Origin of the sequence: Bradyrhizobium valentinum (genome assembly GCF_001440405.1) — a bacterium.
Lineage (GTDB): Bacteria > Pseudomonadota > Alphaproteobacteria > Rhizobiales > Xanthobacteraceae > Bradyrhizobium > Bradyrhizobium valentinum.
The window spans coordinates 1-5,380 of record NZ_LLXX01000240.1; the positions used below are offsets into that span (position 1 = coordinate 1).

4 protein-coding genes and 4 pseudogenes are annotated in these 5,380 nt (G+C 56.3%); 5 read left to right on the top strand and 3 right to left on the bottom strand.

The annotated features are described in order from the left end of the window. Window positions 1-185: 185 nt before the first annotated feature. Window positions 186-365: pseudogene (locus CP49_RS44145) on the top strand (IS3 family transposase); the annotation flags it as partial. A gap of 14 nt (window positions 366-379) precedes the next feature. Here CP49_RS44145 and CP49_RS41470 read toward each other — a convergent pair. Next, window positions 380-655 (bottom strand): annotated as a pseudogene (locus tag CP49_RS41470) (IS256 family transposase); the annotation flags it as partial. Between the two features lie 128 nt (window positions 656-783). On the opposite strand from CP49_RS41470, the pseudogene CP49_RS44150 reads away from it, so the two are divergent. Next, a pseudogene (locus CP49_RS44150) lies at window positions 784-1,058 on the top strand (IS66 family transposase); the annotation flags it as partial. 10 nt (window positions 1,059-1,068) lie between these two features. Here the strand turns inward: CP49_RS44150 and CP49_RS41475 are convergent. After that, the gene (locus tag CP49_RS41475; RefSeq protein WP_057855848.1) at window positions 1,069-1,839 is read right to left on the bottom strand and encodes a CmcI family methyltransferase; all 771 of its coding nucleotides are present in this window, start codon (window positions 1,837-1,839) and stop codon (window positions 1,069-1,071) included. A 316-nt stretch (window positions 1,840-2,155) separates the two neighbouring features. Between CP49_RS41475 and CP49_RS46600 the strand changes: the two genes are divergently transcribed. The 3 genes and pseudogenes from CP49_RS46600 to CP49_RS49585 form a co-directional block, all read left to right on the top strand. Continuing rightward, a complete protein-coding gene (locus CP49_RS46600; protein WP_057855849.1) occupies window positions 2,156-2,374 on the top strand; it encodes a hypothetical protein in 219 nt (72 codons plus the stop codon). 614 nt (window positions 2,375-2,988) lie between these two features. Beyond that, entirely contained in the window at window positions 2,989-4,365 is a 1,377-nt protein-coding gene (locus tag CP49_RS41485; RefSeq protein ID WP_057855850.1) for an aspartate aminotransferase family protein, read from the top strand. A 320-nt stretch (window positions 4,366-4,685) separates the two neighbouring features. Next, window positions 4,686-4,796, top strand: a pseudogene (locus CP49_RS49585) (IS630 family transposase); the annotation flags it as partial. A gap of 263 nt (window positions 4,797-5,059) precedes the next feature. Here CP49_RS49585 and CP49_RS41490 read toward each other — a convergent pair. Beyond that, a partial coding sequence (locus CP49_RS41490; protein WP_057855851.1) for a group II intron maturase-specific domain-containing protein occupies window positions 5,060-5,380 on the bottom strand: 321 nt, incomplete at its 5' end.

Genomic DNA, 5,380 nt, shown 5'->3' on the forward strand with positions numbered 1-5,380 from the left:
CGTTCACCGAGACAAAAAAGACTCAAATCCTTGGGTTTTTCAGCAAACTGCTAGAGAGCAGCGGAAAGCGACATCATCAGCCTTCTCGACCCTTCCATGAACGCAAACTCGGCGACCAAACCAGGGATGATGTCGATAAAGAACCTCGCGAAGAACGGTCCTGTGGGCGTTCTTGAGCCTTGTTGTATAACGACAAAAGACCACACTCGCAGCTCGGATGGAGAACCCCGGCCGAGTTCGCAATGACCTGCTACCCGCGCCGGGATCTGGCGCTGCGCTATGCCGAAGGCTTCGCGCCAGTTCCCGTCGCTGCCACCGCCCAACCGGGCAAATCCAACGGCAAGGGCGAACTCAGAACTGGATAAATCTTGGGGGCAAGGTCAGCAGCGGCGGCCTCGCGATCGCGTACACGCGGCTGGCGGACGGCGAGCGGACCGATACCGGTCATCACGTCGCGCTCCGGCAGGTGGCCATGGCGGACGAGGCGCTGGTGGCCGTCCGCGGTCTGCAAATCGGCATGCTGGCCGAGAAAGTCTGCAACCTCGGCTTCGACCGCCTTGGCGAGAAAGGCACGTGCCCCGTCGCGCAAGACTTATGTGAGTTGATCGTCGAAGATTCCTGGCTGAATCAGCTGGATGACGTTATCATCGGACATGGCATATCGCTCCTTCGGTGGAGAAGTGGAGGCGTCAAGCACCCCCACGATATGCCGCCTTCCCGATTCCCGCCGTCACCAACTTTGGGCGATAGCTCGATCGAAGCGGTTGCCGAGCGTCTTGAGGCTGGACCCACCTGCGGCGGTGCTTCTTCCACGTTGTCCAAGCCGGTTCTGCCCCGAGCGCCAGCGAGGCGCTCGCGCGCATGGCCGCCCTCTACGCCATCGAGACCCACTGGGACGGGCTCATGCGGTTCCTTGCCGACAGCCGCATTGAGCTAGGCTCGAATATCGTCGAGCGAAGAGTCGGTCCTCTTGTCCTCAACCGCAAAATGCATTGCTTGTGAGGCATGATCAGGACGCGGAAAACTCGGCCTGCATCGCTTCGTTGATCGAGACGTGTACTTGCCCCCCTACGATTTTCGAAGCCACGCATTTGGAGCACAAGTAAGATTGGTCCCAAACGCGTCAGTATAGTAAGTATCAACCAGAAATCCTGATTCCTCCATCAATTGCAAGCCATCGATGACCTCCTTATTCGCCTCTATGGGAACATCTTCGATTACATAATAATCTCCGGACACTAGAAACTCTCTCAGATAAGAAAAGACCGAAAATACTTGCACGTGGGCGTCGTCAATCACGAGCCAAGGATGAGGTAACTTTATCAGCAGGCTTTTGTCCAAAGTCTCGACCATCGAAAGGTCAACCTGATGGAAGGTAAGTAGTGGATGTTTTGCATTTTCATGGACACATTTGGTGTTCAAGTCAAAAGAGTGCACTTCGCCTGGATGCTTACAAAGCACCGACATATGATCAGCAAACCACAGTCCGCTACCTCCCTGAAAAGAGCCGAGTTCTATAATAGTCCTCGGCTGAAGTTCCCAAATAAGCCTCGTATATAGGGCCAAATCAAATGGGGTCTTGATCAATATCAAGCCCTTGTAGGTCAGCGCTAAGGCTCCGATTTTTGTAGTCCGGTTGGGAAAACTCCATGGATCTATACATGATCTCGATCCGCGACCGGATTGCTTTGCAAAGCGGTCAGAACAGTCAGCATTTACGACGCTGCTCATTGCATCAATCATCCCCCACTGATCAAGAAGTCCGCCCAACTTCATTTGGTCTGGGTAGTCCTTGTGGGCGACTTCCCAAAACGCTTTGTATCCGGAAGCGAGTTTCATGGCTCCATCTCCGCACTGGCTGTAGTGCCCCTCGCTCTGCTAGCAACCGCCGTGCCAGTTGCAGAATGATACTCGCTTGCTGACAGGACCCGAGTACGCAATCGCGCAATCGTACAGCATGTCCGCTGGAATGGCCGCGGCGCCTTGTCGAGTTCGCGACATCAGAGGTATCAAACTGGACATAGATGGTGCGAGATTCATGGTGTTGAAGATAACGCCGGCCGTCCCGGCCGGCCGGCTCCAATCGTGAGCTTGATATTGACGTGGCCCTATAGCGATGTCGTCACCGAACAATGCAGGATCGCCGCCTCATCGGATGTCGCTTCTGGCGGCGCGATCCCTGGGTGCCGGTGCTCAGCGAAGGCGCTACGCCGAAAATGATCTCAGTGGACTTGTCGATTTGAACATCGGCCAGTTCGGCGACCGTGACCTTGGGGACTCGAAGTTCCGGACTGCCCAGCGTCTGGCCAACCTGATCTCGGTCTTTTGCGCCCTCACCTGGCGGGTCTTCTGGATGACGATGCTCAATCGCTGAGTTCCAGGGGCACTACCGACTCTTGCGTTGACCGCGACGGAAATCGCCCTACTCGATAGCCTCGTGAATGAAAAAAACCGGGAGAGGCCGCCGCGCGTTGTCCGAAAGGTGGAAGCGACGCCGGTACAAGCTGCGATTAAAATAGACGTCAGGCGCCAATCAAAAGGGCCGCAGAACTAAGTTACCATCAACCACAGCGCTGGGTCTGTCCACCCAATGGCGAACTCCGCCAGGTCGGGGCTCATTGTTATCAAAGGAACGGAAGTGACCACCTGAGATCAGTCGGCGTTTAAGGGCCGATTGACAATCTTGAGGCTTCATTGTCCGACGCTGTATTCTCCAATAAGCGTGATATGACTTCTCATGGTCAGTTCTTGGACACAATGTGACGAAGAGGGGGGCAACGGTCCGACCGCTCATCGAGCTAACTACTAATGCTCGTAGGTTCACGCCATAGCCAGCTTTGCTACGGTCGCATGTCGATGCGAGGTGGGGCAACATCTCCGGCTCCACTTCCATTCGAGGCAGCAAGCCGCCCTGCTTGGGAGGGCCGCGGCCAGCCAAAATAGTTAGCTCGGTGCACTCTGACATGCAACACGGGACGTAAGCAGCACATGTTCGACAACTCTAACGAACTCAGCCCTTGGGACCGCGATCACTTCTTCCACCCCGCGACGTATGCTGGAGCGCATGCGCGAGGTGAAATGCCAACGCGCGTGATGGCCAGAGGGGATGGTGTCTACATCACTGATACGTCCGGCCGAACCAGTCTCGACGCCTTTGCGGGCCTTTTTTGCGTGAATGTTGGATACGGCCGTCAGAAGATAGCTGAGGCGATTGCAAAACAAGCGAAAGAACTCGCCTACTATCACGCTTATATCGGTAACGGCACCGAAGCCCCTATCAGGCTATCTAAAATGATCATAGACCGCGCGCCGCGAGGTATGAGCCGGGTCTATTTCGGCCTGTCGGGCTCCGATGCGAACGAGACAAATATCAAACTGACATGGTATTACAATAACGTGCTTGGCCGACCGGAGAAGAAAAAAATTATCTCGCGCTGGCGCGGCTATCACGGTTCAAGCGTAATGACGGGTTCGCTGACCGGGCTTGAACTGTACCACAACGCCTTTGATCTACCGCGTGCGCCAATTCTGCACACTGAGGCACCCTATTATTTCCGTCGGGCCGACCGAACGGTGGGCGAGGAGCAGTTCGCCCAAGAATGCGCCGACAAGCTCGAAGACATGATCCTGGCCGAGGGGCCTGATACAGTCGCGGCATTCATCGGAGAGCCGATCTTAGGCGCCGGTGGTATCGTTCCGCCGCCCACCGGCTACTGGAAGAAGGTGCAGTCGGTACTAGAGAAATACGACATTCTACTCATCGCGGACGAAGTCATCACCGGCTTCGGCCGCCTTGGGACCATGTTTGGCTCCGAGCACTACGGCATTAGGCCGGACCTAATCACCATCTCGAAAGGCCTCACCTCCGCGTACGCGCCTCTTTCAGGCGTCATCGTCTCTGACAAGATTTGGCAAGTGCTCGTACAAGGCTCCGATCAACTCGGCATGATCGGTCATGGCTGGACCTGTTCCGCCCATCCGATCTGCGCGGCGGCTGGCATTGCGAATCTCGAGTTGATCGATGAGATGGGCTTGATCGCTAATGCTCGTGATACCGGCGCCTACCTCCGCGCTGCACTGACTGAAGTGCTCGCCGGTCGCAGAAACGTCGGAGAGGTACGCGGGGACGGGCTGATGGCGGCGGTGGAATTTGTTGAGGACAAGGATGACCGAGCCTTCTTCGATCCAACCAAAAAAGTTGGTCAGCAGGTAGCCGCCGCCCTGCTCGAGCGTGGCGTTATCGGCCGGGCCTTGCCGCAAGGCGATATTCTCGGGCTCGCCCCGCCGCTTTGCTTAACAAGGGGCGAAGCCGATATCATCATCGAGAACACAGCGAGTGCAGTCGATTCCGTGTTTGTCAATTGATAAGTGGTCCGGCTGCATAGACTCTGAGATCCCACACCTATCACGAGCCTTACGAGCGTACAGTTGCGTGCATCGTGCTTGGATACAGTCGCGCTTGCGTCAATGGAGCTCCTTCGAAGACGTCGTTCATACCGCGGCACAACACCCCTTGACGATCTATGCCAGTAAGGGAATTCCCATCAGCAGATGGGAGGCGGCTTTGGAACTCCGGAGAAAATCGCTTCCCAACCAAGCGGCTAAAGCAAGTCCGCCCAACGCGCCGGCGAACAATGCCAGCCTTGTGCCCGATAGATAGTTAACCGGCCAACGAACTGGCAGGTCTGGACAGCCTCAAGACGCACAAAAACACCGAAGATTGGCTCGACGCCCGCACCAATCTGCATTTCCACTTCACTCCGACCAATTTGTCCTGGCTCAATCAGGTCGAGATAAGCAGGTTGGAGAGCACGTCGATGCTTTCCAAATCAACGCATACAATGAAACGGCCGCCTTTTCATCTGCACCAAGAAAACCGTCCGTCAACGACGAATTAATGGCCCCGTATCGACCCATTTCTTCCTGGGGGAAGCTAAGCTAGAGCAAAATCTGACCGATTTGAATCGGGAGGGATTGATCGGGATAGGGGGACGTCTCGCGACGTCACCCCTCCCACACCACCGGGCATACGGGTCCGTACCACGGCGGTTCGATTGGGTTAAGCCGGCACAGGCATGAAGATTCGGGGGAGACCAAGTGAGTCGAACACATGATTTCGTAGGGCGTGTTGAACCGCCGGGTGTCCGGACATGCGCCAGAGTCCCGTCGGTGAACCGGCAGCGACCGATGCGGCGAACTTCGCGATGCCGAGGCGGCGAAGCTCCGTGAACCGGTTATGCCCGTTCCGCCATTGCCGCCAGAGATACAAACGCAGTCTCCGGCGGATCCAGGCTTCCAGGTTCGTGAGCACGCGCGCGGTCTGACAGAAGCCGAAGTACCCGCGCCATCCGATGAGGTATGGCGTGAGGTCTGCGATCAT